This is a genomic window from Aggregatibacter sp. Marseille-P9115 (genome assembly GCF_920939465.1).
In the GTDB taxonomy this organism is placed as follows: domain Bacteria; phylum Pseudomonadota; class Gammaproteobacteria; order Enterobacterales; family Pasteurellaceae; genus Aggregatibacter; species Aggregatibacter segnis_B.
The window spans coordinates 1,583,734-1,607,518 of the sequence record NZ_OV100759.1; the positions used below are offsets into that span (position 1 = coordinate 1,583,734).

A 23,785-nucleotide genomic window follows, 5' to 3' on the forward strand; every position below is an offset into this window, starting at 1 on the left:
CCCTGCCATCGCGCCTGAAAGATTTTACCTCGTCGGCGTGGGGTCAATTCCCCGCTCTCCAGCTACCTTCGTCCGAACAATTTATGCTTGCACATAAAGTGCGATAAATTCTAGCAATATAATTTTAAGATCTCAATCATGCCGTTGGTTGCGTTGCCATTTTTTTGCAATATAACTGCAGGTAGGCACCAATTTGAGCTGATTTTCTCGAATAAACGTGATTAAGGCTTGATATAACTTGTCGGCTACACCTTGCCCACGTAATGTTTCCGACACATAAGTGTGATTGGCGTTGATGGTGTGGTCGTCAATGAAAAAATAAGTGAGCTTGGCAACAGGTTGTTGTTTTTCGTCTAACACAAAAAATGTTCCTTGGTCGGCGTTTTTCTCGTGCTGAATTTTCATGAGTGGTTTACCCAATCATTGTCTTCATTTAATAGGCCGTTAGCGGCAAAATCGGCGGTTTCGTATGGAATTGCCTTTTCTTCTGCCGCCCATTCACCTAAATCAATAAGCTGGCAACGCTTGCTACAAAAAGGGCGGTAAGGACTTTGTTCTGACCAAATGACGGCTTTGTGGCAAATTGGACAAGGGACTTTAAAGATATCATCGCTCATTGAATTTCTCCGCGAGTTGTAAATAGAGGTGGTGCAAGTCTAGCACTTTTTGTTTGAGTTGAGGCAGGCTGGCAATAAGGTCTTCGTTATTATTAATGACATCATCGGCATATTTTAAACGTTCTTGGCGTCTCACCTGAGATTGCATAATGCGTTTAATCTGCTCAACTTGATTGTTATCCCGTTGGCAGGCTCGTTCTACTTGGGTGTGCTCTAACACATCAACGACTAAGATTCGCTGACAAAGTGCGGTCAAATTATTCTCAATTAATAACGGCACCATGAAAATGCAATAAGGCGCCTGTTGTGCGGCGAGTTGTCGCAACATTTCATGACGAATGGCGGGGTGCAATAATTGATTCAGCCAGTCTTTCTGCGTTTCATTGGCAAAGATCTTTTCTCGCAGGGCTGCGCGATTGAGCGCGCCGTCTTCAAGTAAAATCTCCGGCCCGAAATGGGCAGCAATTTTTGCCAATAACGGTGAACCTTTTTCTACCACTTGACGAGCAACAAGATCGGCATCAATGATTGGTACACCAAGCTCAGCAAACAATTCGGCAATAGTGCTTTTACCACTACCGATCCCTCCCGTTAGCCCAACCACATATGTCATGTTATGTCCTTTGTATAATTAACAGTGGCGCGATCATACGTTCATGTGTTCAATTAAGCAATAAACAGACAAGACCTGAAAAAGAGAGAAATGGACCGAATGGAACCGTGTTGAGTGTACGGTTTCGATACTTGGCGTAGGTCGCGTAGATTAAGCCGAAAAGGCAGGCGAGGAACAAAAAGACGGGGAGTTGCTGTGCCGGCATAAAAGCTCCTAACCCGAGAGCCAGCCAGTAGTCGCCTCGTCCTAATGCTTCTTGTCGGTAGTACCCTTTGGCAGCATGATAGATAGCATAAAAAACGCCTCCAAAGAGGACCGCACTTTGTAGGCTTTGTTCAAGGGATAATGCTCCGATTTGCCAATATGCCGCTCCTAAGCCGAGGGCAAGTAAGGCTTGGCACAATGTGGGCGAGATCAGGCGATAGTGCCAATCCACCAAAGAAATTGAGCTCAAAATGGTGATATAAAGCGCAAGGCAAAGTCCCTTTGATGGCTCGTCATTGGTGGCATAGCAAAGTAAAAAGAACAGTGCGAACAGCATGCCGTAAATCAGTGCGGAAGCTTGTTTTTGGAGTGGCTTGAGAACGGATTTTCCCGGCATAAAGTGCGGTGGATTTTCCGGGTAAATTTCAATGTATGCGCTGTAAACCTCATGACTTAATTTGCGGGCAAAGTGCACTACATAATTATGTACCAACACGCCACAGACAACACCAGCAAGCAGAAAGAATAGCCACATCATTGTACTAGCGAACCCATGTTGAAAATCGGTAGGTACATGCCGAGCATAATTAAACCGATAAGTCCGCCGATAATCACCATTAATAAAGGTTCAAGCATTTGTGACAGGAGATCAATTTGATGATCTAGCTGTTGTTGATGATCGTTGGCGATAAATTGCAGCATCTTGGGCAATTCTCCACTTTGTTCTCCTACTTGTAGCATTTGTTGGGCTGCAGGGGGAAAAATTTGTCCACTCACGCTGGCGGAAAACGGATAGCCTTGTTGAATCCAATGGAGTGCCGATTGCACTTCCGTCATTAATATTAAATCGCCTTGTAATTGAGGTTTGGTTTGCCAGCTTTGTTGTTTCGGTAGGAAAGATTGAAGTGCCTGATTTAGTGGAACGCCAGCCTGTAACATCAAAAATAAACTGCGGCTGAAGCTCACCAAACGGGAAAGCCGAACGATATGATTAAGCAGCGGCATGTTGTTGAACAAACGTGTTTTTTGTCGATGAAGCCAGGGCGAGTGTTTCAGCTGAAAGCGAATGAGTATGACGGTGAGTACAACAACGATGAGTAGAGCCAACCAATAATTTTGTAACCCTTGAGAGAGCGTAAGTAGAAGTTGTGTAAAGGCGGGGAGTTGTGCGCTGTTGTTGTCATACATCGCCGCAAATTGTGGCACGATGAATAACAATAGCAGGACGGTCAATATTAATGAAATACCCAGTACCAACACAGGGTAAAGCAAGATCTTTTGTATTTTACGCTGCAACGCCAGTGTTTGTTGTTTGTGTTGGGCTATTTCATGACAAACCGCAGCAAGTTTGCCGGTCATTTCACCTACTTGAATAAGTTGGCGTTCTTGATAGGTGAGGTATAACCCTTGCTGTTCTAAGGCTTGAGAAAAGGCTAAACCCCTTTCAATGTCTCGTAATAAGAGACGGAGCCATTGATTCAGTGCGATATTGGTGCAGTTTTGCAACAGAATTTGCAGACTATGTTTTAAGGGGACCGCGGCTTGTAATAATGTCGCGAGCTGTGAAAGTAAGGCGCAGATCTCGGCATTTTTCGGCTTATTGCTCAGTTGCCAGTTTTGTTGCAATGTAATGCTTTGCAAACCTCGCGCCATTAACTGCTGCCGTGCCTTTGCTTCGCTTTCTGCTACAATGAGTCCTTTTTGTTTTTGTTGTAACCGATTGATCGCTCGCCAGCGAAATAATTTTAATTTAGTCATGGGACTGCCCTAATACGCGCTGAATTTCGACTAAATCTGTTGTACCGTTTCGGATTTTTTCTAAGGCGCTTTGGCGTAAATCATCGAAATCCATTTCATAGCCTTGCGGATGGTGTAGTTGAGGTTGTAGGAATTGATATACCCCGACACGCCCTTTGTAACCTTGATGACAGTCGCAAAAATGGTTGGGATTTCCACCGCACTTTTGGCAACGTTTACGCACCAATCGTTGCGCGATGACAAGTAACAAGCTGCTGTCGATTTCATGGCGCTGAATACCCAACTGTTGCAAGCGGGAAATGGCGGAAGGAGCATCATTGGTGTGTAAGGTAGAAAGGACTAAGTGTCCGGTTTGTGCGGCGCGTAGTGCCATGGCGGCACTTTCTTCATCACGAATTTCACCTAGCATAATGATGTCGGGATCTTGGCGTAAGAAGGTACGAAGGAGACGGCTGAAATCCAAGCCAATAGGATTATTTACTTGAGTTTGAATAATACCTGGCAACTGAATTTCAATGGGATCCTCTGCCGTCATAATGTGTTTTTCCGGTGTATTTAAATACTGTAATGCTGTATACAAAGAAATACTTTTACCGCTACCGGTCGGGCCGGTTACTAAAACCAACCCTTGGGGTTGGCTTAATGCATGACGGAAAAGTTGTTGCTGTGATTCAGTCATGCCCAATTCACTGAATTCCAACTGAACGGGCCGATTTTGCTGTAAACGCAACACGGCTTTTTCGCCAAATTGGGTCGCAAGGGTTGAGAGACGAAAATCTAAAATATCGGAAAAGGTGGTTTTAAACTGAAAGCGGCCATCTTGCGGTAAACGTGTCTCGCTAATATCCAATTTCGCCAATAATTTCAGACGGGAAATTAAGCGGTTTGCCAAAGAACGCGAGATTTGTTCTTGTACTTGCAATACGCCATCAATACGAAAACGCACTTGTAATCCCTCGGCTTGCGGTTCTAAATGAATATCGGATGCTTTTTTCTGTGTAGCGTTTTCAAAAATCTGATTGAGTTGTTGAATGATCGGCTCATCAATTTGCTGGGTATCAGGCTGTTCTTGTAGTTCAGTTGAATAAAAGAGCGGTTGATTTTCCTCGACTTTTTCAGATTTTGTTAAATCCTGTAGTGCGCTTTTGAGTAGATGGCTAGGCAATAACACAGGCTCAATGTGCTTTCCACTGAGAAAGGAAAAGGTTTCACAAGCGGCAAGATTGGTTAATGAATCCAATCCTAGCCACAGAGTTTGGGCGTCTTCTTTTAACGGTAACGCCAAATAACGTAAGAGGGCGGTTTGTTGTTGCTGATTTCTAAGCCAAAGCTCAGGCGTAATACAAAATTCTTCGCCCTGTTGATTGACGACCGAATAATGCCGTTCCATCGGATGTTGCATCTCCTTTACCGCCCTATTGGATTAGCACTTAAGAGCAAAAGCCCGCCGGGAAAATTTCTGCATTATTACCGCAGGAAGCCGCCCAGCTTACCCCCGTGGCAGCGGTGCCGGAGGCACTGAGGGTGTAGCTAATATTTTCGAGACTGCTTTTCCCGGTTACAGTGATAGCGCCACTTTTCACTTTGGTGGATTTTACGTATTTTTGTTTTGTGGCATCGGTAACGTCTGCTTGAATGCCGTTTTGTCCTCCGCTGCAGTTATCGGTTTTGCCGGTGTTGTAAATACACAGTTCCACTTCGGCGCGAAGCGGCGCAGAAGCCTGTAACAACTCGGAAATAGCCGCTTTTTTGGTGTAATTTTGGTAAGATGGCACCGCGACAGTGGCGAGAATCGCGACGATCGCAATCACAATCATTAATTCGATTAATGTAAACCCTTTTTTAACGGATTTCAGAGAGATAAAAACGGATTGAATTGTCATAAAAAATACCTTGTTCAATGAAAAATAATATGGTTGATTTGAAGCGGAGGTATTTTGGCTTAGCGGAAAAATAGTGTGAAATTACACTGCACTTTTCTGGGATCTTGATCGCAAAATAAAAATCTTATGATGGAAAAACAGTTACACATTAAAGACGGATGGTTAGTCAACGAAAGGAGAGTGTTGTCACCGCATTTTGATCAACGCCCTGAGCCACAGGATATTTCCTTGTTGATTATTCATTATATCAGTTTGCCGCCGGAGCAATTTGGCGGCGGTTATATTGATGATTTTTTTCAAGGAAAATTAGACCCGCAGGCACATCCTTATTTTCAAGAAATCAGTCCGTTACGGGTGTCAGCCCATTGTTTAATTGAGCGTACAGGACGGATTACTCAATATGTGAATTTTGCTGATCGTGCTTGGCATGCCGGTTTATCTTGTTTTGAGGGGCGGGATAAATGCAATGATTTTGCCATTGGTATTGAATTGGAAGGCAGTAATGAACAGCCGTTTACTGATGCACAATATTCAGCATTACAAGCACTTACACAGGAAATTATGCGGACATATCCGCATATTACCAAAGAGCGTATTGTGGGCCATTGCGATGTGTCACCGGGGCGGAAAATCGACCCGGGACAATATTTTGATTGGCAGCGGTATTTACAGAATATTTAAATTGAACAATAAATAGACAGCATAAAGCGGCATTTTTCATTAACAGGAAAATGCCGTTTCTTTTTTATTATTGCATTGAAAAATAAGGATAAATTTTCTTTTGATTATTTGTTAAATTGAAATTTTTCAGGTTATTTCTAGTTATTCCGTGGTTGAAACACAATTTTATCCACAGAAATACTGAATAACTCACAGGAGGAGGGGAAATCGTAAAACCCGAAATAGACAAAAGAAATCGTGCTCATTTGTTCGACATAACTTGTTGAAAAAATCGTAAAAAACGGATGAGGTATAAATCACTGAAAATTTGTGAGGAGAATTTAAACAAGCCAGTAAAAAATTGAGTAGGAATTGGTTTGGAAGGAAAATAGATGACAGCTTATTTCCTGTTTTTAGCTCACTATTCACAGGCTTATCCACATCATCAAAAATTCCGTTCAAGAATAACATAAAAATTTGACGTATTTGGGGACCGCACTTTATAACTTTTTAATCTACAGCATAACCTTTATTTCTTTTTCAATATCCAGAATTCTACGTAATATTGATGACCAATTCGTCACCCGTTTTCTTTATAGGAGTTTTATATGTCACAATTTCCCATTCATACCATCGAAACCGCACCGGAAGCTGCAAAAGAAGCGTTAAAAGCCGTGCAAAATGCTAACGGATTTATTCCAAATTTAATTGGTGTTCTTGCGAATGCACCGACAGCGCTAGAAACCTACCGTACGGTGGGCGGAATTAATGGACGAAATAGTTTAACCGCCGCAGAACGAGAAGTGGTTCAAATTACTGCAGCGGTGGTCAATGGTTGCGGTTTCTGTGTGGCAGGGCATACTAAAATTGCCTTAAAACTATTGAAACTTGAAGAGGCCCTGGTTAACCAAATTCGTTCGACTGCGCGCATTGAACAAGATGCTAAATTGGATGCTCTTGCCCGTTTTACACTGACAGTCATCTTGCAAAAAGCAAAATTGACCCAAGCGCAACAGCAAGCCTTTTATGATGCAGGTTACACAAAGGAGAATGCCCTTGATGTGGTGTTAGGGGTAAGTCTAGCGACGTTATGTAATTATGCAAATAATCTTGCGGACACACCGATTAACCCGGAACTTCAGCCTTTTGCTTAAGGTTCTTTTTATATGTAAGGCAGCTCTTGTGAGCTGCCTTTTTTATGCCTTACTTTTGTTATAACTGATGGTTTTTAAATATAGTCACTAATTCTTTTCTTTTTAAAACTCCCTTTGTTAGATTTTAAGCATTAGCAACGTATTAATAAACAAGGAGAAAAATATGCAACAGCGTGATCTTTATCCCCATGAAATCTTGCAAGATGTCATCGACAAAAGTTATGCAAAATCACTTGGCAGCGTAAAAACCTTGGCCATTCTTAGCTTTCTAGGAGGCGGTTATGTGAGTTTCGGTTATATGGCATATTTAAAAGTTGTCAGCGGCATACCGGCGGAGTGGGCGGGCTTGGCAACCTTATTGGGGGCCGCTGTCTTTCCTATTTGCTTAATTTGTATTCTGATCGGAGGCGGCGAATTGGCCACAGGGAACATGATGATGATGGCTTTGGGGCGATTGAGCAAACAGGTAAGCTTTAAGAAATTATTACGTAACTGGGTAATTGTGAGTTTAGGTAACCTTGCCGGCGCATTATTTATGGCGTTTTTTCTTGGACATTATGTGGGGTTAGCTGAAGGGGCGGCAGCGAGTAAAACCATTGCTATTGCAGAAGCGAAAGTGAATATGGATTTCTTGCGCGCCTTTGTTTCAGCGATTGCCTGTAACTGGATGGTGTGTATGGGGATTTGGTTTTATTTTGGTGCAAAGCAAACATCGGGACGTATTCTTGCCATGTGGTTCCCTGTGATGATTTTTGTGTTGATTGGGCTACAGCATTTTGTGGCAAATATGTTTATTATTCCGGCAGGGATTTTTGCCGGAGCAAATGTAACATGGGGAGAATTTTTCTTAAATATGCTTCCCGTCTTCTTGGGTAATGTGACAGGTGGGGCGGCATTTGTTGGGGCTTCTTATCTTTACGCCTATCGTCATTTGCTTAAAGAGGATTATCAAATTTAGCGCATAAAAGTGCGGTGGAATTTTTCAGTGTTTCGAATAAAAAATAGGGAATCATGTCGATTCCCTATTTCAGTCTTGAATGTGATTCAGCGAGGTTTATTTAATTAACTCTACCGGTACTTTTACCACGAGTTTTTTGATTTTGGCGGATTGACCATTCACGTTACAACAAGGTTTATGGGGTTCATAAGGATAGAACACCGCAAACATATTTGGCACTAATGTAATTGTGCTTTTGTTGTCGATTTCTTGGGTAAGTTGGTAGTCATCATCTTCGTGGTAAGCTTCGTATTTATTTAAGTCAGGGTAAGTTGCACCGACTTCGATGTTTTCTACGCCAAGAATTAATACTTGAACGTCCAAATATTTATGGTGCAATTCTGCTTTTTTGCTCGCGGCGTCAGCCAGTTCAGGTTCCATCACGTTCATATAAATTTGGTCAGTAATGTCATGACGACCAACTTCTAATTTTTCTAAATCCAAACCTTTTAAATATTCACAGATTTCGGTAATGACTTTAGGTAAGCCAAGTTTAAAATCCGCGCGGGTTAAATCTCCAATTAACATATTTTCTCCTTTTTTGTTTTAGAAACTGGAGTGATTTTATCATTAACCTTATTTTTCAGGTAGTCATAAATCGTAATTGCGTAAAAAAGTTACCCATCAAGGCAAAAGCCCTGTATAATGCCCGCGTTTTATTTTCTGAATTAGCGTGCGGCTAACAAAAGTGATTTTCCGCGTGGACGTCAAAAAAGTGCGGTCGGTTTTAAGATTATTTTTGCTAGTCGCAAATTGGAAAATAAAACATTGTGAATATTTATTTAAGAAGGAAAACATTGTGGATCCAATTGTTAAGCAGTTTAAATACGGTCAACATACCGTAACTTTAGAAACCGGCGCTATTGCACGTCAAGCCACCGCTGCCGTTATGGCAAGCATGGACGATACAACCGTATTCGTTGCCGTAGTTGCCAAAAAAGATGTGAAAGAAGGGCAAGATTTCTTCCCATTAACCGTTAACTATCAAGAGCGTACTTATGCCGCCGGTCGTATTCCGGGCGGTTTCTTCAAACGCGAAGGTCGTCCGTCTGAAGGCGAAACCTTAATTGCCCGTTTAATCGACCGTCCGATTCGTCCGTTATTCCCAGAAGGTTTCTTTAATGAAATCCAAGTGGTTGCGACGGTTGTTTCTGTAAACCCACAAATCAGCCCGGATTTAGTGGCAATGATCGGTGCGTCAGCTGCGTTGTCTTTATCCGGTGTGCCATTTAATGGCCCAATCGGTGCGGCGCGTGTTGGTTTCATCAACGATCAATTCGTATTAAACCCAACCATTAACGAACAAAAACAAAGCCGTTTGGATTTAGTGGTTGCAGGTACTGACAAAGCCGTATTAATGGTGGAATCTGAAGCAGATATCCTCACTGAAGAGCAAATGTTGGCTGCGGTGGTTTATGGCCATCAGCAACAACAAGTGGTGATTGAAGCCATTAAAGAATTGGTTGCAGAAGCCGGTAAACCACGTTGGGATTGGGTTGCACCTGAACCAAATACTGATTTAATCAATAAAGTGAAAGCGTTAGCTGAAGCGCGTTTAGGCGATGCGTATCGTATCACTGAAAAACAAGCGCGTTATGAGCAAATTGATGCGATTAAAGCAGACGTTGTTGCTCAAATTACCGCTGAAGATGAAGAAGTCAGCGAAGGCAAAATTGTTGATATTTTCACCGCACTTGAAAGCCAAATCGTGCGTGGACGTATTATCGCAGGTGAACCGCGTATTGACGGACGTACTGTTGATACCATTCGTGCATTAGATATTTGCACCGGTGTATTACCGCGTACCCACGGTTCTGCAATCTTTACCCGTGGTGAAACTCAAGCGTTGGCTGTTGCTACTTTAGGGACGGAACGTGATGCGCAAATCATTGATGAATTAACCGGTGAGCGTCAAGATCACTTCTTGTTCCACTATAACTTCCCTCCGTATTCCGTAGGTGAAACCGGTATGATTGGTTCACCAAAACGTCGTGAAATTGGTCACGGTCGTTTGGCGAAACGCGGTGTGGCAGCAGTGATGCCAACCTTAGCCGAATTCCCGTATGTGGTACGTGTGGTATCTGAAATTACCGAATCCAACGGTTCTTCTTCTATGGCTTCCGTGTGTGGTGCTTCTCTTGCGTTAATGGATGCCGGCGTGCCGATTAAAGCGGCTGTCGCAGGTATCGCAATGGGCTTGGTGAAAGAAGATGACAAATTTGTCGTGCTTTCCGATATTCTTGGTGATGAAGACCACTTAGGTGATATGGACTTTAAAGTGGCGGGTACGCGTCAAGGTGTAACCGCACTTCAAATGGATATCAAAATTGAAGGTATCACCGCTGAAATCATGCAAATTGCATTAAACCAAGCGAAAAGCGCACGTATGCATATTCTTGGTGTGATGGAACAAGCCATTCCGGCGCCGCGTGCTGATATTTCTGATTTCGCGCCGCGTATCTACACCATGAAAATTGATCCGAAGAAAATCAAAGATGTGATCGGTAAAGGTGGTGCAGTGATTCGTGCATTGACCGAAGAAACCGGTACTTCCATTGATATTGATGATGACGGTACAGTGAAAATCGCTGCGGTAGATAAGAATGCCGTACAAGATGTGATGACACGTATCGAAGACATCACTGCTGAAGTAGAAGCGGGTGCCATTTACAAAGGTAAAGTGACTCGTTTAGCCGATTTCGGTGCATTCGTTTCTATCGTAGGTAATAAAGAAGGCTTGGTTCACATTTCTCAAATTGCTGAAGAACGTGTGGAAAAAGTCAGTGATTATCTACAAGTAGGACAAGAAGTGATGGTTAAAGTGGTAGAAATCGATCGTCAAGGTCGTATCCGTTTAACCATGAAAGAACTTGCGCCTAAACAAGACACTGTTCAAGAATCCTTTGATGAAGTTATTGAACAGGAATAATTAAATTTAGGATTAATGTTACGGGACGGAATGTCCCGTAACATTTCTTTTCAATAAGCAATTCCTCTGCTTTAAGGCTTACAAAGAAATGACACAACGCAATGGGTTGTTTAATTTCGCGGTGTTTTTACCCATTTTATTTTTTACTTTTTTATTGTCTGGCTGTGTCAGCTTGAACAATAGTTTTTTGTCTAAAAATAAAGTGGTGCTAGCCGATCAAAACCCAAGCCAGCATTTTGAACAAGAAGTAATGATTGTTCGGATTAGTCAGGTTTTGCTCGTTGGAAAAATGAGTAATGAAGAACGTGCTTCTCTCCATTTTGAACGGGGCGTGCTTTACGATAGTTTGGGGCTTTGGGCTTTAGCGCGTTATGACTTTACTCAAGCTCTTGCATTGCAACCGAAAATGGCAGCAGTATATAACTATCTAGGGCTTTATTTATTACTTGATGAAGACTATGACGGCGCATTAGAGGCCTTTAATACGGTTTTCAGCCTCGATCCTGACTATGAATATACCTTCCTTAATCGAGCATTAGACTTCTATTATGTGGGACGGTATAACCTCGCTGAACAGGATTTCTTGGCATTTTATCAACGCAATAAATCAGATCCTTACCGTGTTTTATGGCTGTATTTGAATGAATTAAAATTTAAACCGGCCGAAGCACAAAAAAATCTGGCTCAACGTGCTGTTGGGCTTTCTCAGGATTATTGGGGTACCTACATTGTCCAATATTATTTGGGCAAATTGTCAGTTCAGGATCTACAGGCTAAAGCGCAGCAGTTTGCAACAAAAACCGCTACGCAATACGCAGAAGTGCTGACTGAAACCTACTTTTATCTAGCAAAACAAAAACTCAATATGGGACAGATTGATGAGGCAGAGACCTTATTCAAACTGGCTGTTGCAAATCAGGTGTATAACTTTGTGGAGTATCGTTTTGCGGTGTTTGAGCTATCGAAATTAGGACAACAGGCTCAAGCAGAATAACGGTGAGCATGGCTCAACCGGCGATGCGTTGTAAGACGCAAAACGACACACTGTGATTAACCTGAAAGCGTCTATTGAGCTTTCCTTTTATACATTCGAGTATTTTTAATGACTGAAACTAAAATGACTTTCAAGGATTTAGGCTTGCCTGAATTCATCCTTAATGCTGTTTCCGATCTTGGTTTTGAAACACCTTCTCCAATTCAACAAATTTGCATACCGCACTTATTAGAAGGCCGTGATGTACTGGGCATGGCACAAACCGGTAGTGGGAAAACAGCGGCTTTTTCTTTGCCAATTTTGGCGCAAATCGATCCAACCGAAAAACACCCGCAATTATTAGTGATGGCGCCGACCCGTGAATTAGCTATTCAAGTTGCAGATGCATGTGAGCAATTCGTGAAATATGCCAAAGGTATTAATATTGTGACTTTATATGGTGGCCAACGTTATGACATCCAATTACGTGCGTTAAAACAAGGGGCGCAAGTTGTGGTAGGGACACCGGGACGTATTTTGGATCACCTACGTCGTGGCACCTTAAGCCTTGCTGAACTTAAAGCCATTGTGTTAGACGAAGCGGATGAAATGTTGCGCATGGGCTTTATTGATGATGTGGAAACCGTGATGGCAGAATTACCTGAACATCACCAAACCGCACTTTTCTCTGCCACCATGCCGGAGCCGATTCGTCGAATCACCAAACGCTTTATGAAAGATCCGCAAGAAGTCAAAATTAAAGCGACCCAACAAAGTGCGCCGGATATTGCGCAAAGTTGTTGGTATGTTCATGGCTTCCGCAAAAATGATGCCTTGTTGCGTTTCTTGGAAGTGGAAGATTTTGATGCGGCCATTATTTTCACCCGTACCAAAACCGGCACGTTAGACGTAACGGAATTGTTGGAAAAACACGGTTTCCGTGCGGCAGCATTGAATGGCGATATGACACAACAATTACGTGAACAAACCTTAGATCGTTTGCGTAGTGGCAGCTTAGATATCGTTGTGGCGACAGACGTGGCGGCGCGTGGTATCGATATTGAACGTATTAGCCTTGTGGTGAACTATGATATCCCGCTCGATGCTGAATCTTATGTACACCGTATTGGTCGTACTGGCCGTGCAGGACGTTCCGGTCGTGCGTTATTGTTCGTTGAACCGCGTGAACGTCGTTTGTTGCGTAATGTTGAACACCTTATCAAGAAAAATATTGAAGAGGTGGAATTGCCGAATCATGAAGTCTTACAAGCCTGCCGTCGTAAGAAATTCAAAGATAAAATTACCACGCAGTTGGAACATCATGATTTAGAGATTTATCGTGAATTGTTGGAAGATATGTTTACTGCTGACCAATCACAAGAAGATATTGCCGCCGCTATGATGATGTTGCTACAAGGCAAACAAAAACTGATTCTTCCACCGGATCCGATTGTGGATAAAAAAGCACGCCGTGATCGTAGTGAGCGTGGTGACCGTCGCGAGAATCCTCGTTCAGCAGAACGTCGTGGTGAACGTAAAGGCTATGGCAATCCACAACCAATGGATTTATATCGTATTGAAGTGGGCCGCGGAGATGGCGTGGAAGTTCGTCATATTGTTGGGGCTATTGCCAATGAAGGCGATATTAATAGTCGCTACATCGGTCACATCAAGTTGTATGATGATTATTCCACCATTGAATTGCCACAAGGTATGCCGAAAGAATTGTTACAACAATTTGCGAAAACGCGTGTGTTGAATAAACAAATGCGTATGTCTTTTATCGGCGAAGCCAAAGGCGAGCGTGGCGGTGATAATTTTGGCGGAAAACGCCGTGGCGGACGTTTTGAAGAAAAAGGCTTCAAAGGCGAACGTAAATTTAAAGAAAAATCTCACCGCACTTTTAAAGAGAAACGTGAGTTTAGAAAATAAAGAAGAAGACCGCACATAAAGTGCGGTCGTTTTTTGAGATAAATTGACGGCTTATCATGTGATAAGCCGTTTTTCTTATTCTTCTAAAATGACTTTGCCGATATAGCCGAGGTTGCGATGTTGTTGTGCGTAGTCAATGCCATAGCCCACCACGAATTCATCAGGGATGGTGAAGCCAACCCAGTCTACCGGTACATTCACTTCACGACGGGATGGTTTATCCAACAAAGTACAAATTGTCAAAGAGGCCGGTTCGCGTAAATTAAGAATCTCACGCACTTTTTCTAGGGTGTAGCCTGTGTCAATAATGTCTTCTACGATCAGTACGTCTCTATCGCGAATGTCGCTTTCAATATCTTTTGTAATGCGAACATCGTGGTTAGTTGTCATGCCGCTACCGTAGCTTGATGTGGTCATAAATTCGATTTCTACTGGCAAATGTAATTCGCGTACTAAATCCGCCATAAACATAAAGGAACCACGCAACAAGCCTATTACCACAAGGTGATTAACTTTTTTTTGTTGATAGAATGCGGTGATTTCTTTGCCAAGTTCAGCAATACGGGAACGAACTTCTTGTTCGGAAATAAGAATATCGACGTGGTGTTTTTTCATTTAAATGTTACCTTTGCCAGATGATGAGGGCGCTATTCTAACAAAAAAAAGACTGAAGTTTAAACTTCAGTCTTTTTAAGTACCCTAACGAATTTACTTTCTACTCTACCTGTTTGGCGTGCTATGCAGACTTCCAATAACAACCATTCATCTTCATTGCAATACTTAACAGATGCGGCTTATGTTAGCAGAGTTTTTATTATTGTCAATAAGAATTATTCTCATTTGTTTTAATTTCCGGAAATTTTCATTTTTTCTAATAAAATGGAACCTGTCTGAATATTGGAGCGATGCTCAATATCATCGGCAACAGCAACAATATTGCGTAACATGTCCGGCAGTTGTCCTGCGATGGTGATTTCTGCAACCGGATATTGAATTTCACCGTTTTCAACCCAAAAACCGGCTGCGCCTCGTGAATAATCACCGGTAACCAAATTTACACCTTGTCCCATCACTTCTGTTACGAGTAAACCGCGATTCATTTGGCGTAAAAGTGCGGTCAGTTTTCCTGATGAATTTGGTTTGATCAGCCAGTTATGAATGCCGCCAGCGTGTCCTGTGCTTTGCATGCCGAGCTTGCGTCCGCTGTAACTGGTGAGCAAATAGGTTTGTAAAATCCCGTTGCGAATAATCTCCATGTCCTGCGTTCTGACCCCTTCACTATCAAACGGGGTTGAGGCTAATTGACGGAGTAAGTGCGGTCTTTCAACGATTTCAAACCAATCAGGTAATACTTGTTTTCCTAAGTGATCCAACAAAAAACTAGCTTTGCGGTATAAGCTGCCACCGCTGATGGCGGCTGCTAAATGGCTGATTAAGCCCGTTGCGACATCGTTTAAGAAAATGACGGGCGCTTCTTGTGTGGCAAGTTTTTGGGGTTGTAAGCGGGCAATGGCTTTTTTCGCTGCATTTTCACCGACCCAATTTGGTTGGGCTAATTGATTAATATCACGAGCCACCGTGTATTCATAATCTCGTTCCAATTGTTCTTGATGCTCTGCAATGACGGAGCAAGAAAGCGAATAGCGGCTGGATAAATAGCTTTGCAACATGCCGTGGCTGTTGCCATAAACGCGCACGCCAGTATGGGCGTTGAAAGACGCGCCTTCACTGTTCACGATACGTTCATCGTGTTCTAATGCGGCTTTTTCGGTATCCAAAGCAAGTTGCACTGCTTTATCAACGTCAATTTCAGCAGCGTGATACAAATCCAAATCCGGCGCATCAAATGCCATTAATTCTCTGTCGGCTAACCCTGCACAATCATCCGGTGAAGTGTATTTGGCAATAGCAAGAGCCGCTTCTACGGTGTTTTTAATGGCTTCCGGTGTCAAATCCGAGGTGGAGGCGTTGCCTTTTTGCTGTCCTACATAGACGGAAATACCCAACGCGCCGTCGTTGTTAAATTCAACGTTTTCAATTTCTTGTAAGCGAGTGGAGACGGAGAGTCCGCCGGATTTAGTCACACCCACTTCGGCCGTTGCACCTGCCTTTTGTGCAATTTCAATGGCAAGGCTGACAGCATCGCGCAGTTGTTGTTCTTGTTGGCGTAAAAGTGCGGTGGCATTTTCAAGTGTTTTTTGTGGCATTGTGCTTTTCTCAATAATGAAATTTCGCCAATTTTAGCGTATTTTTCTTTTTAAGGCGAACCACGGATTCTGTGCTAAAATGCACCGCACTTTTAAGTAGAACGATGGAAAAGAAGATGGCAAAACGTAAAAAAGAAGATTTTGACTGGCAAGATGAAGAGCAGGAAGAAATTATTTGGGTCAGCAAAAGTGAAATTAAACGGGATGCGGAAGCATTAAAAAAACTGGGTGAAAAACTGGTTGAGCTGACAAAGGCAAAATTAGATAAAATCCCTTTGGAAGACGCTTTATTGGAAGCCGTGAATTTAGCCCAGCGTCTGCAAAAAGAAGCCCGTCGTCGCCAATTGCAATATATCGGTAAATTATTGCGCGGGATGGATGTTGAACCCATCCAAGCAGCTTTGGAAAAATTAGAGAACAAACATCAGCAACAACAAGCAATGTTGCATAAGTTGGAATTATTACGTGATACGTTGGTGGCAAAAGGCGATGATGCATTAACGGATTTTCTAGCGGATTATCCGCATGCTGACCGACAACATCTGCGAAATTTGATTCGTACCGCGAGTAAGGAAAAAGAACAAAATAAACCGGCAAAAGCTTACCGTGAAATTTTCCAGTATTTGAAGGAAATTGTGTTGGAAGATTAACCTGATGTGAAATAATTCAGCCCCTTAATAAGCGATTTATTAAGGGGCTGTTTTTTATGGGCGAATTAATTTAGCCAGAAGAAGTAACCGAAGGTCGCGATAACAAAGATACACACGATATTCAAAAGAATACCGGCTCTTACCATTTCACTTTGTTTCACTTCACCGGTACCGAACACAATGGCATTCGGCGGTGTTGCCACCGGCAACATGAAGGCACAAGACGCACCTAAACCGATGATTAAGGCTAAACCGATTTCCGGCATACCAAGAGATTGTGCGATAGAAATGAAAATCGGCACTAACAAGGCTGCACTGGCGGTGTTGGAGGTGAATTCCGTTAAGAAAATAATGAATGCAGCAACCAATAAACCGATGAGATAGAAGTGACCGCCTTCAATCAGGAATACGATGCCGTCAGCCAAAATTTTGCTTGCACCGGAATTTTTTAATACCGCACTTAAGGTTAAGCCACCACCGAAGAGCATTAATACGCCCCAATCGGTATTGTCTTGAATTTGCTTCCAGTTTGTTACGCCGGCAACACAAAGGATAACCGCGGCAGATAAAGCAATAACGCTATCGAAGCTGGCAATTTTACCTTCCAATCCTAATGCGCCTGCAAGAATCGGGTTGATTTGGCTACTGAAAACCCAGCTCAATGCAATAAAGACGAAAATCGCTAAGGTAATCCAACGTTGTTTATTCATTGGAATGGCTTCAAATTGTTGGTCAAAACGAATATTGAGTTTTGGTTTGAAGACAATATACAGCGTTCCGATCATGATTGGCATTAAGATAATCATGATAGGCAAGCCATACCACAACCAATCAGCGAAGGTGAGGTGCAATTGCGTTGCAACGATGTTGTTTGGCGGGCTTCCCACTAAGGTTCCCATACCGCCGATACTGGCGCTATAAGCAATCCCTAAAAGCACAAACACATAGGTGTTATGTTCTGAATTACGATCTAAACGGCTGAGCACGCCCATGGCAAGGGGTAACATCATTGCCGCTGTTGCTGTATTACTTACCCACATGGACAAAAATGCGGTAACGGAGAATAAATACATGACCGCGACAAATAAATTGCCTTTCGCCAAAGCCATAATTTTATTGGCGATCATTTTATCTAACTGTTGAATATGAAGCGCTGTCGCTAAAGCAAAGCCCCCAAAGAATAAGAAGATATTTGGATCGGCAAAGGTGGCTAGCGCAGTACTTGTTTTCACTAATCCCAAGAAAATAGCGAGAAGTGGAACAATTAATGCTGTGATGGTGACGTGTAAGGCTTCTGTTAACCATAAAATGGCCACTAAAGCTAATAATGCCAACCCACTATTGGCGTTTTTATCAAAAGGTAGTGTATTGAGTAAGACAAAAAATAGAACGACGGCAAAGATAAAGATAATTGCACTCCTATAATTCTTACTTTGATTTTGAGTTGTGTCTTTCATAATTTTAATTCCTGTCAATAAAATCAAAGATCAACATATTGCCAAAAATAGGCAATATGCTAAGGAAACTAGCACTTTGTTAACAAAAAGCAATTAGTTTTTTATGGATTTGTGACATCGCGCAAAAAAAAGTGCGGTGAAAATTTTCTATATTTTCACCGCACTTTTAGAAGAATAATGACGCAGCTAGAATTAGTCTTGCTCGAAATCTGCGAGGTCTAAGGCTTCTTGTGACAGAATAATGCCGGTGAGATCTGCATACACAAAGTCTTCCGGGAAGAAAGTTACACCACCAAAGTTGACCGGAACATCGGTTTCGCCGTGGTTGTTTTCATCTGCACCTACCGGAATTGGGGCTAACGCATGAATGCCGATGTCGATATTTTCCAGTTGTTGAATTTGACGAACCGCACCATAAACGATGATGCCTTCCCAATGATTGTCTGCGGCTAATTGTGCGAGTTCCGCATCAATTAACGCACGGCGTACTGCACCGCCGCCATCAACGACTAATACGCGTCCTTCACCGTTTTCTTCTAAAATTTCAGCTATTAACCCGTTATTTTCAAAACATTTTACGGTGGTGACTTTGCCATAAAAAGAACTTAGCCCGCCGAAACTTGAGAAAACAGGTTCGACAACATCGACTTGATCGAGATAAATATCGCAAAGTTCAGAAGTATCAATGTACATAAAAGACCCTATTTTTTTAAGATGAATACTGCGAGCTAGTATAGTCCGTTTCAGCCTAGAAGCAAGCCAAAACTAAATAGCCCATTGATAAGTAACGCAATCAGCGACATTTGCGCCAGCATCGGGCGTAAAGCCACTGGCTCTTTATGAGAGAAAACAAAATAAGCATGTTTGAACAAGAGCGGATAAGTGAGCAAAAAGACGAAACTCAACGGATTACGCAAATTCATGAGGGCAAACAAAAGATAAAACAACGCCGCAATGGAAAGCAGCAAGCAATGATAAATCCGCCCATTATGCGGACCTAAGCGCACGGCAAGGGTGTTTTTACCTGCTGTGCGATCTTGTTCAATATCGCGCAAGTTATTGATATTTAATACGGCTGTCGCAAGTAAACCACTGGCAATGGCAGGCAGTAAAATGACAGCAGAGAAGTCATGTACTTGCAGATAATAGGTGCCTCCGATGCCCAATAACCCAAAGAAAATTAACACGGAAATATCACCTAAACCCAAATAGCCGTAAGGCTTGCTGCCCACGGTGTAGGTGATGGCGGCAACAATAGCCAATACACCGAGAAGGGAAAAGGCGATTAAATCGCTCACATTTTGGTAAGCAATACCGATTAAGAGAGCACCACAAAGGAAACTCAAGGCGATCATCACATAAAGCCCTTTTTTCAACTGTGCAGCAGAAATCGCGCCTTGTTGAATGCCGCGTAATGGTCCGATACGTTCTGCCGTGTCGGAGCCTTTTTGATGATCACCGTAATCGTTGGCGAAGTTGGAAAGAATTTGCAGAAATAACGTGGTGAGTAAACATAACACCGTGATTCCCCAATGGAAACTGCCCGCCCAACAGGCAAGCGCAGAACCGGTTAAAATGGTTGCCAAGGCTAGCGGCAGGGTTTTCGGACGCGCCGTTTCAATCCACATTTTTATTGTCTTTTTTGTCATAATGGCTACTCGAATAACGAAAAATAAGGCGATTTTTTACCGCACTTTTAGCTAAAATAGGCGCCATTCTACAAGGTTATTTTGCAGATTTTAACTGTTTTAAGGAAAATATGTCCGATTCTCTCACATTGCAGCCAGTGGCTGTGATCCACACGCCTTACAAAGAAAAATTTTCCGTACCGCGTCAACCTAATTTGGTGCAGGATGGCACCGGCATTGTCGAACTGTTGCCGCCTTATAACCAAGCCGAAGCCGTCCGTGGTTTAGAACAATTCAGCCACCTTTGGCTGATTTTTCAATTTGATCAAATCCCGCAAGGCAAATGGCATCCTACCGTGCGCCCGCCACGTTTAGGCGGCAATCAACGAGTTGGCGTGTTTGCCTCGCGTTCTACGCATCGCCCGAATCCACTTGGTTTATCCAAAGTGGAATTGCGCCACGTGGAATGTAAAAACGGCAAGGTGTTGTTACATCTCGGTGCCGTGGATTTAGTTGACGGCACGCCCATTTTCGACATCAAACCTTATCTGGTTTATGCCGATAGTGAGCCTGACGCGATTTCCGGTTTCGCTCAAAGCGAACCGAAACCGTTGCTGCACGTGGAATTTACTGCAGAAGCGGAAAGTGCGGTCAAAAAATACAGCAAAAATCGACCGCACTTACAACGTTTTATTACTGACGTTATTCAACAAGATCCCCGTCCTGCCTATCAACAAGGTAAAACTAGCGAGCGTCTTTACGGCATTTCGTTGTATGACTTGAATGTGAAATGGCGGATTAAAGCGGAGAGTGTGGATGTGGCGGAAATCGTGGAGATTGCATAAAAAATGCCATGTGTGAATATTACATGGCATTCATATTAAATTAACAACTCAATTCCTCAGCAATTTCCTCTGCTTGCTTAATCACATAGCTCACAGCTTCTTCTTGTTTATCCGGTGGATATTTGTAGCGTTGCAAGGCGCGTTTCACAAGAATTCGCATTCTGGCACGAACGCCTTCTTTGTATTGCCAGTCGATGGTTACGGATTTTCTGAGCGTGTCGGTGATTTCTTTTGCGAGTTTGCTCAATACTTCATCGCCCATCAGTTCACGGGCGCTTTGGTTTTGGGCGAGGGCTTCGTAGAAGGCGAGTTCCTCTTTTTTCAGCCCCAGCTTTTCACCTAAAGCTAAGCGTTCTTGGAAATCTTGGCTCATTTTGAAGAGTTCATCCAGAATTTCGACGACGCTTAAATTGTGGTTGTGATATTGGTTTAAGGCTTCTTTTAAACGCTGTTCAAAGTCTTTTTGCAAGGTGAGGTTTGCGCCTGATTTGGCTTTGATTTCGCTTGACAAATACCGCTCCATCGCGCTCACCCATAAGTTCTTCGTTGGGCTGTTTTTGATGGTCTGTAAAAACTCTTCAGAAAGTAGGTTGATTTGCGGTTGCGGTTTTTCCAACAAGTCAAACAAATCAATCACGCCTTCAGAATAGACGGCTTGATTGACCAATTTTTTCAATAAAATTTGTCTTTCATTAGAACCTGTACCATTTTGTTCACGCTTAGTGAGAATGGCACGCACGGCATCGTAAAAGGCGATTTCTTGGTTGTATGGCTCAACTTCAGCCAATGCGCCGCACAGCATATAGCCTTTTTTCACCAAACCCGCCGCTTTCAAAAAGGCTTTTTTGCGTGGCTCGGTTTCTTTTTTATTAAACCAATGTTGCTCGTGCGCTTTACCATCAAACGGTAATCGATCGAGGCCCAAAATATGGTTAGCGGCAAAACGAATCGCCATCAGTAATTCATGTGGCTCGTCCTTCTCTAAGGCGGCTTGAACATCAAACGTTTTCCCTTCAACCGGCGTTGCAAACAGGTTGCGCACAAACTCTAAATGCTCTTTCATTTTAAAGAACACATCAATCACGCTATCGGTCAGCTTGCCCTTGCCTTGTGAATTGGTGTATTGCTGAGTGGCTTCTTTGAGTTTTTCGGCAATACCGACATAATCCACAATCAAGCCGCCGTTTTCTCGGCTTTTATTGCGGAATACACGGTTTACTCGGGCGATGGCTTGCATTAGGTTGTGTCCTTGCATCGGTTTGTCGATATACATCGTATTACAGCAAGGCGCATCAAAGCCTGTCAGCCACATATCGCGCACAATCACCACTTTCAGCGGGTCGTTCGGGTCTTTAAAACGGCGTTCTAGCGTTTGTTTTTCCTGTTTACTGTAAATGTGTTTCTGCATTTCCGGCGCATCGGAAGCTGAACCCGTCATCACAATTTTAATCGCCCCTTCGTTGATATTGTCCGAATGCCATTCAGGGCGCAGTTTGATGATTTCATTGTATAAATCCACGCAAATCTGACGGCTAGAAACCACCATCATTGCTTTACTGTCCACCACTTCATTGCGTTTGGCAAAATGCTTCACAAAATCCGCGGCTAAATCAGCCAGACGGGCTTGCGAACCCAACAATTTTTCCTGCAAACGCAGGGCTGGGGATTGTTCCTCTTCCAGCAAATCATCAATTTCTTTGAATAGCTCATCGTGTTCTTTTTCGTTTAAGCGGATTTGGCGCGCTTCATACACAATCGGCACCGTTGCGCCATCTTCCACTGCATCTTGTAAGTCATAAATCGACACATAACGCCCGAACACATCTTGCGTGTCCTTATCTTCTAGGCTAATCGGCGTACCGGTAAAACCGATAAACGAAGCATTAGGTAACGCATCGCGCAAATGGCGGGCGTAGCCTGCCTGAAACTTGCCGTTATGCAGCTTTTGTGTAAAGCCATATTGGCTGCGGTGTGCCTCATCGCTAATTACAATGATATTGCTGCGCTCATTTAAAACAGGGAAGCGGCTTTCTTCCTCATTGAGGGCGAATTTCTGAATCGTCGTAAAAAACACGCCGCCGACTTCATTTTGCGCCAGTAGTTGGCGCAGTTGATCGCGATCTTCCACTTGTTGCGGCGTTTGCTTGATTAAATCTTTGCCTGAAGAAAAGGTTTGGAAGAGCTGACCGTCCAAATCATTGCGGTCGGTGACTACCACAATGGTGGGATTTTTCAATTCAGGCTGTGCAAGCAGTTTGCCGGCATAAAACAACATGGAAATCGATTTACCCGAACCCTGGGTATGCCACATCACCCCAATGCGGCGGTCGCCTTTTTCTGAAGTCGCCCAAATGGTGGAATCTACAGCTTCATTTACGCCGTAATATTGATGGTATGCCGCGATTTTTTTAATGGTTTTACCACTGGAATCCCGATCAAATAAGATGAAATAGCGGATATAGTCCAATAAATCCTCAGGTTTCATCAAACCACTGAGCAGGCTTTGCAATTCGTCCTCAAAATATAAGCGCGCGCTTTTATTTTTTTCATCGACCACTTTCCACGGCGTAAAGCGTTGGAAATCGGCAGAAAGCGAACCTAAACGTGCGGCAATGCCGTCTGAAATAATCAAGGTTTGGTTGTAAACAAACAGCTCGGCAATTTCATCTTTATACGTCAAAAATTGATTAAACGCCTGCAACAAATCCGCCGATTCACGCAGCGGATTTTTGAGTTCAAATACCACCAAGGGCAGGCCATTGACAAAGCCGATAATATCGGGAATCCGTTTGCCGCCTTTACGGCTGCGGATTTCCAGCTGATTGACGGCAACAAAGCGGTTGTTCTTTACCTGCTCAAAATCCACCAAGCGCGCCATCTCGATTTTTTGTTCACCGTTTAGCGTATATTCTACCCGCACACCATCACGCAACAGCTTATAAAACGCCTGATTACGCATCACCAAGTCGCCGATATCGCTTTTCGTCGCCAATTTGACAACAGAATCCACCGCACTTTCAGGCAGCTGCGGATTAAGTTTACGCACTGCCTCACGCAGTTGCTCAATAAAGACTACACCGCTCAAATCGCCACGGGCAAACTCGCCTTCATGAACAGGTAAGTCTTTACCGTAGCGATATTCCCAACCGAGGGATTGCAGGCGTTGAAGGGTGAGTTGTTCGATGTCGTTTTCGTTGAGCATGATGGGTTCCTTAGAGTGTGGTTTAAATCTCCCCTAACCCCTCTTTACGAAAGAGGGGAATGGTATTGAGCGTAGT

General features: G+C 43.2%; 22 protein-coding genes. 8 read left to right on the top strand and 14 right to left on the bottom strand.

Annotation, left to right across the window (positions count from 1 at the left end; translation table 11 throughout):
* Positions 1 to 132 precede the first annotated feature (132 nt).
* From LQ983_RS07635 to LQ983_RS07665, 7 genes are read right to left on the bottom strand one after another with little or no spacing between them, the layout of a single operon-like run.
* Complete coding sequence (locus LQ983_RS07635; protein WP_230622234.1) at positions 133 to 405, bottom strand: GNAT family N-acetyltransferase; 273 nt, start codon at positions 403 to 405, stop codon at positions 133 to 135.
* The gene (yacG, locus tag LQ983_RS07640; protein ID WP_230622235.1) at positions 402 to 617 is read right to left on the bottom strand and encodes a DNA gyrase inhibitor YacG; all 216 of its coding nucleotides are present in this window, start codon (positions 615 to 617) and stop codon (positions 402 to 404) included. Before yacG ends, LQ983_RS07635 begins: the two co-directional genes overlap by 4 nt.
* The gene (coaE, locus tag LQ983_RS07645; RefSeq protein WP_230622236.1) at positions 607 to 1,230 is read right to left on the bottom strand and encodes a dephospho-CoA kinase; all 624 of its coding nucleotides are present in this window, start codon (positions 1,228 to 1,230) and stop codon (positions 607 to 609) included. The genes yacG and coaE overlap by 11 nt, the downstream gene beginning before the upstream one ends.
* 49 nt (positions 1,231 to 1,279) lie before the next feature.
* Complete coding sequence (locus LQ983_RS07650; RefSeq protein ID WP_230622237.1) at positions 1,280 to 1,972, bottom strand: A24 family peptidase; 693 nt, start codon at positions 1,970 to 1,972, stop codon at positions 1,280 to 1,282.
* The gene (locus tag LQ983_RS07655) at positions 1,969 to 3,192 is read right to left on the bottom strand and encodes a type II secretion system F family protein (RefSeq protein WP_230622238.1); all 1,224 of its coding nucleotides are present in this window, start codon (positions 3,190 to 3,192) and stop codon (positions 1,969 to 1,971) included. Before LQ983_RS07655 ends, LQ983_RS07650 begins: the two co-directional genes overlap by 4 nt.
* On the bottom strand, positions 3,185 to 4,594 hold the full coding sequence (locus tag LQ983_RS07660) for a GspE/PulE family protein (RefSeq protein WP_230622239.1): 1,410 nt from the start codon (positions 4,592 to 4,594) through the stop codon (positions 3,185 to 3,187). The genes LQ983_RS07655 and LQ983_RS07660 overlap by 8 nt, the downstream gene beginning before the upstream one ends.
* A gap of 28 nt (positions 4,595 to 4,622) precedes the next feature.
* Positions 4,623 to 5,075 carry a prepilin-type N-terminal cleavage/methylation domain-containing protein gene (locus tag LQ983_RS07665; RefSeq protein ID WP_230622240.1) on the bottom strand — a complete coding sequence of 151 codons (453 nt, stop codon included), beginning with the start codon at positions 5,073 to 5,075 and terminating at the stop codon, positions 4,623 to 4,625.
* A 126-nt stretch (positions 5,076 to 5,201) separates the two neighbouring features.
* Between LQ983_RS07665 and ampD the strand changes: the two genes are divergently transcribed.
* From ampD to LQ983_RS07680, 3 genes are all read left to right on the top strand, one after another.
* Complete coding sequence (gene ampD, locus LQ983_RS07670) at positions 5,202 to 5,756, top strand: 1,6-anhydro-N-acetylmuramyl-L-alanine amidase AmpD (protein ID WP_230622241.1); 555 nt, start codon at positions 5,202 to 5,204, stop codon at positions 5,754 to 5,756.
* Positions 5,757 to 6,343: 587 nt separating this feature from the next.
* Complete coding sequence (locus LQ983_RS07675) at positions 6,344 to 6,889, top strand: carboxymuconolactone decarboxylase family protein (RefSeq protein WP_230622242.1); 546 nt, start codon at positions 6,344 to 6,346, stop codon at positions 6,887 to 6,889.
* Between the two features lie 163 nt (positions 6,890 to 7,052).
* Entirely contained in the window at positions 7,053 to 7,847 is a 795-nt protein-coding gene (locus LQ983_RS07680) for a formate/nitrite transporter family protein (protein WP_006719133.1), read from the top strand.
* 96 nt (positions 7,848 to 7,943) lie between these two features.
* On the opposite strand, the gene nanQ is transcribed toward LQ983_RS07680, so the two are convergent.
* Positions 7,944 to 8,414 (bottom strand): N-acetylneuraminate anomerase, encoded by a 471-nt coding sequence (gene nanQ / locus LQ983_RS07685; RefSeq protein ID WP_230622243.1) that lies wholly within the window; start codon positions 8,412 to 8,414, stop codon positions 7,944 to 7,946.
* 271 nt (positions 8,415 to 8,685) lie between these two features.
* Between nanQ and pnp the strand changes: the two genes are divergently transcribed.
* The 3 genes from pnp to LQ983_RS07700 all read left to right on the top strand — a co-directional run bounded on the left by pnp (position 8,686) and on the right by LQ983_RS07700 (position 13,720).
* Entirely contained in the window at positions 8,686 to 10,815 is a 2,130-nt protein-coding gene (pnp, locus tag LQ983_RS07690; protein ID WP_230622244.1) for a polyribonucleotide nucleotidyltransferase, read from the top strand.
* A gap of 88 nt (positions 10,816 to 10,903) precedes the next feature.
* Positions 10,904 to 11,809 carry a lipoprotein NlpI gene (gene nlpI / locus LQ983_RS07695; protein ID WP_230622245.1) on the top strand — a complete coding sequence of 302 codons (906 nt, stop codon included), beginning with the start codon at positions 10,904 to 10,906 and terminating at the stop codon, positions 11,807 to 11,809.
* Positions 11,810 to 11,917: 108 nt separating this feature from the next.
* Positions 11,918 to 13,720: a DEAD/DEAH box helicase gene (locus LQ983_RS07700; protein ID WP_230622246.1), complete on the top strand. Its 1,803-nt coding sequence runs from the start codon at positions 11,918 to 11,920 to the stop codon at positions 13,718 to 13,720.
* Between the two features lie 75 nt (positions 13,721 to 13,795).
* On the opposite strand, the gene hpt is transcribed toward LQ983_RS07700, so the two are convergent.
* A complete protein-coding gene (gene hpt, locus LQ983_RS07705; protein WP_230622247.1) occupies positions 13,796 to 14,335 on the bottom strand; it encodes a hypoxanthine phosphoribosyltransferase in 540 nt (179 codons plus the stop codon).
* 230 nt (positions 14,336 to 14,565) lie between these two features.
* Positions 14,566 to 15,927 (bottom strand): metalloprotease PmbA, encoded by a 1,362-nt coding sequence (gene pmbA / locus LQ983_RS07710; RefSeq protein ID WP_230622248.1) that lies wholly within the window; start codon positions 15,925 to 15,927, stop codon positions 14,566 to 14,568.
* A gap of 116 nt (positions 15,928 to 16,043) precedes the next feature.
* Here pmbA and yjgA point away from each other — a divergent pair, with 116 nt between their 5' ends.
* Positions 16,044 to 16,577, top strand: a complete 534-nt coding sequence (gene yjgA / locus LQ983_RS07715) for a ribosome biogenesis factor YjgA (RefSeq protein WP_230622249.1) — start codon at positions 16,044 to 16,046, stop codon at positions 16,575 to 16,577.
* Positions 16,578 to 16,642: 65 nt separating this feature from the next.
* Here yjgA and LQ983_RS07720 read toward each other — a convergent pair whose 3' ends face one another.
* The 3 genes from LQ983_RS07720 to LQ983_RS07730 all read right to left on the bottom strand — a co-directional run bounded on the left by LQ983_RS07720 (position 16,643) and on the right by LQ983_RS07730 (position 19,683).
* The gene (locus LQ983_RS07720; RefSeq protein WP_230622250.1) at positions 16,643 to 18,034 is read right to left on the bottom strand and encodes a DASS family sodium-coupled anion symporter; all 1,392 of its coding nucleotides are present in this window, start codon (positions 18,032 to 18,034) and stop codon (positions 16,643 to 16,645) included.
* A gap of 192 nt (positions 18,035 to 18,226) precedes the next feature.
* Positions 18,227 to 18,727 (bottom strand): ribonuclease E activity regulator RraA, encoded by a 501-nt coding sequence (gene rraA, locus LQ983_RS07725; RefSeq protein WP_109128135.1) that lies wholly within the window; start codon positions 18,725 to 18,727, stop codon positions 18,227 to 18,229.
* Positions 18,728 to 18,777: 50 nt separating this feature from the next.
* Positions 18,778 to 19,683 carry a 1,4-dihydroxy-2-naphthoate polyprenyltransferase gene (locus LQ983_RS07730; protein ID WP_230622251.1) on the bottom strand — a complete coding sequence of 302 codons (906 nt, stop codon included), beginning with the start codon at positions 19,681 to 19,683 and terminating at the stop codon, positions 18,778 to 18,780.
* 110 nt (positions 19,684 to 19,793) lie between these two features.
* Here LQ983_RS07730 and tsaA point away from each other — a divergent pair, with 110 nt between their 5' ends.
* A complete protein-coding gene (tsaA, locus tag LQ983_RS07735; RefSeq protein ID WP_230622252.1) occupies positions 19,794 to 20,507 on the top strand; it encodes a tRNA (N6-threonylcarbamoyladenosine(37)-N6)-methyltransferase TrmO in 714 nt (237 codons plus the stop codon).
* Between the two features lie 40 nt (positions 20,508 to 20,547).
* Here the strand turns inward: tsaA and LQ983_RS07740 are convergent, their stop codons facing one another.
* Entirely contained in the window at positions 20,548 to 23,709 is a 3,162-nt protein-coding gene (locus LQ983_RS07740) for a type I restriction endonuclease subunit R (protein ID WP_230622253.1), read from the bottom strand.
* Positions 23,710 to 23,785: the final 76 nt, after the last annotated feature.

What these genes read in the sequence shown, in the direction of transcription:
- nanQ (WP_230622243.1), bottom strand. Translation starts at nt 8,414, where the DNA reads ATGTTAATTGGAGATTTAACCCGCGCGGATTTTAAACTTGGCTTACCT.
- LQ983_RS07720 (WP_230622250.1), bottom strand. Translation starts at nt 18,034, where the DNA reads ATGAAAGACACAACTCAAAATCAAAGTAAGAATTATAGGAGTGCAATT.
- tsaA (WP_230622252.1), top strand. Translation starts at nt 19,794, where the DNA reads ATGTCCGATTCTCTCACATTGCAGCCAGTGGCTGTGATCCACACGCCT.
- LQ983_RS07660 (WP_230622239.1), bottom strand. Translation starts at nt 4,594, where the DNA reads ATGCAACATCCGATGGAACGGCATTATTCGGTCGTCAATCAACAGGGC.
- LQ983_RS07665 (WP_230622240.1), bottom strand. Translation starts at nt 5,075, where the DNA reads ATGACAATTCAATCCGTTTTTATCTCTCTGAAATCCGTTAAAAAAGGG.
- LQ983_RS07675 (WP_230622242.1), top strand. Translation starts at nt 6,344, where the DNA reads ATGTCACAATTTCCCATTCATACCATCGAAACCGCACCGGAAGCTGCA.
- nlpI (WP_230622245.1), top strand. Translation starts at nt 10,904, where the DNA reads ATGACACAACGCAATGGGTTGTTTAATTTCGCGGTGTTTTTACCCATT.
- LQ983_RS07635 (WP_230622234.1), bottom strand. Translation starts at nt 405, where the DNA reads ATGAAAATTCAGCACGAGAAAAACGCCGACCAAGGAACATTTTTTGTG.
- LQ983_RS07680 (WP_006719133.1), top strand. Translation starts at nt 7,053, where the DNA reads ATGCAACAGCGTGATCTTTATCCCCATGAAATCTTGCAAGATGTCATC.
- LQ983_RS07700 (WP_230622246.1), top strand. Translation starts at nt 11,918, where the DNA reads ATGACTGAAACTAAAATGACTTTCAAGGATTTAGGCTTGCCTGAATTC.
- LQ983_RS07655 (WP_230622238.1), bottom strand. Translation starts at nt 3,192, where the DNA reads ATGACTAAATTAAAATTATTTCGCTGGCGAGCGATCAATCGGTTACAA.
- coaE (WP_230622236.1), bottom strand. Translation starts at nt 1,230, where the DNA reads ATGACATATGTGGTTGGGCTAACGGGAGGGATCGGTAGTGGTAAAAGC.
- yacG (WP_230622235.1), bottom strand. Translation starts at nt 617, where the DNA reads ATGAGCGATGATATCTTTAAAGTCCCTTGTCCAATTTGCCACAAAGCC.
- ampD (WP_230622241.1), top strand. Translation starts at nt 5,202, where the DNA reads ATGATGGAAAAACAGTTACACATTAAAGACGGATGGTTAGTCAACGAA.
- hpt (WP_230622247.1), bottom strand. Translation starts at nt 14,335, where the DNA reads ATGAAAAAACACCACGTCGATATTCTTATTTCCGAACAAGAAGTTCGT.
- rraA (WP_109128135.1), bottom strand. Translation starts at nt 18,727, where the DNA reads ATGTACATTGATACTTCTGAACTTTGCGATATTTATCTCGATCAAGTC.
- yjgA (WP_230622249.1), top strand. Translation starts at nt 16,044, where the DNA reads ATGGCAAAACGTAAAAAAGAAGATTTTGACTGGCAAGATGAAGAGCAG.
- pmbA (WP_230622248.1), bottom strand. Translation starts at nt 15,927, where the DNA reads ATGCCACAAAAAACACTTGAAAATGCCACCGCACTTTTACGCCAACAA.
- LQ983_RS07650 (WP_230622237.1), bottom strand. Translation starts at nt 1,972, where the DNA reads ATGATGTGGCTATTCTTTCTGCTTGCTGGTGTTGTCTGTGGCGTGTTG.
- LQ983_RS07740 (WP_230622253.1), bottom strand. Translation starts at nt 23,709, where the DNA reads ATGCTCAACGAAAACGACATCGAACAACTCACCCTTCAACGCCTGCAA.
- LQ983_RS07730 (WP_230622251.1), bottom strand. Translation starts at nt 19,683, where the DNA reads ATGACAAAAAAGACAATAAAAATGTGGATTGAAACGGCGCGTCCGAAA.